2 protein-coding genes are annotated in these 1,719 nt (G+C 68.1%); one reads left to right on the top strand and one right to left on the bottom strand.

The window, feature by feature from the left end; genetic code table 11:
• On the top strand, nt 1–911 hold a 911-nt coding region (locus tag PFH44_RS27275; RefSeq protein WP_283826789.1), incomplete at its 5' end, for a TolC family protein.
• 57 nt (nt 912–968) lie between these two features.
• Here PFH44_RS27275 and PFH44_RS27270 read toward each other — a convergent pair.
• The coding region (locus tag PFH44_RS27270) for a LuxR C-terminal-related transcriptional regulator (RefSeq protein WP_283826787.1) at nt 969–1,719 on the bottom strand (751 nt) is incomplete at its 5' end.

Below are 1,719 nucleotides of genomic sequence, written 5' to 3'. Positions count from 1 at the left end.
CCAGCAGCGTGGCCCAGCTGTACTTCGCGATGCAGGCCACCTTTCAGAAAATTGAGCTGCTGGACCAGCTGGAAGAGATTGCCCGCCTGTCGGTGCAGGCGCACGAGCACCGCACCCGTCGGGGCGTGGAGGATAGCGTCGATATCGCCAACGCCCAGGCCGAGCTGCTGGCGGCGCAGCAGCAGACGATTACCGCTAAAGGCACCCTGACCCAGTATCGCGAAACCCTGCGCGCGCTGATCGGCGCCGACGCCCGCAGCATGCCGGAGATCCACCCGGGGCCGCTGCCGGCGCTGCAGGAGACGCTTCCCGATTCGCTCTCCTTCGAGCTGCTGGCCCGCCGCCCGGACCTGCAGGCGCTGCGCGGCTACGTCACCGCCTCGCTAAGCCAGGTCGATGCGGCGAAGGCGGCGTTCTACCCGCACTTCGATATCAAGGCCTTCTGGGGATATAACGCGCTGAGCGTCGGGGATCTGTTTAAATCATCGTTCCAGCAGATTAACCTGCTGCCCGGCCTCTACCTGCCGATCTTCGACGGCGGCCGCCTGAACGCCAACTTGCGCTCGGTGCGCACCGCCAGCAATATCCTGATCAAGCAGTACAACCAGGCCGTCCTCGACGCCGTTCGCGACGTGGCGATAAGCTCCAGCCAGCTCAACGATCTCAACCAGCAGGTGGCGCTCCAGCAGCTGAAGGTAACCGCCGCCATGGCCACCACCCACAGCGCCAGCGCGCACTATCAGCGCGGGCTCCTCAGCTATTACGCCGCCCAGGAGGCGCGTCGGCCGGCCATCGCCCAGCGGCTGATGCTGCTGGATATCCAGGCCCAGCGCCTGAGCACCGACGTTACGCTGATCAAGGCGCTGGGCGGCGACTATCGCAGCCCGCTGGCGGAAGTTGGCGAGAAGTAATACCAGAAGTAATAAAGGCGGGGCGGCGAATGCGGCCCCGCAGAAGTGACGGCGCGCCTAGCTTAGCAGCTGCCACTCGCGCGCCCGGTTGAGCGCCTGGATGCGGCCGCTGACCTGCAGCTTTTCGTACAGCTGCTTGAGGTGCCATTTGACGGTTTCCGCTGAAATCCCCAGCTCCCGCGCCATCCCCTTATTCGAGTAGCCTTCGGCAATCAGGCGCAGGGTTTGCCGCTCCCGCTCGGTTAGGCGTACGTCCGGCGGCGCGGCGCGTCCGGCGCTGAGCGGGATCCCGGCGGCGGCAAACTGCGCCAGCAGCTGCGTCAGGTCTGCGCTGAACTCCGCCCCCGCCGCGCCACGTTTAGCAATCAGCTGCAGCAACGACGCCAGATCCGGGCCGCCGTCCAGCAGGCTGCGCAGCAGCTTCTGGCGCATTGCCCGCCGCAGCGCGGGAACGCCAACCGCCACGGCCTGCTCCAGGGCATTCGCCTGCCACAGGGCCCGGGCTTGCAGCAGCCGCAGGCGCACGGCGAACAGCCACTCCCCGCAGCGCTCCTGCTCGGCCGCCAGCGTATCGAGCCGCTGCGCCGCCGCCGTCGCCTCCCCCTTCGCCATCAGCCCCCGGCAGTGGCTTAGGGCCAGAGAGGCATGCGCCACGTCGCTTTTGTCCGCGTCGCCGGCCAGCGCCTGCAGCCGGGAGAGCAGCGCTTCGGCGGCGGAGGTGTCGCCGTCCTGCAGCGACTGGCTGAGGCGCTCGGCCAGCAGCGGTGCCTGCGCCCGCAGCCAGCCGCGCTGCACCGCCAGTCCTTCG

The sequence above is a fragment of the Klebsiella sp. Ech2A genome (assembly GCF_030078455.1).
In the GTDB taxonomy this organism is placed as follows: domain Bacteria; phylum Pseudomonadota; class Gammaproteobacteria; order Enterobacterales; family Enterobacteriaceae; genus Klebsiella; species Klebsiella terrigena.
This window is presented reverse-complemented; position numbering and strand designations above follow the sequence as displayed.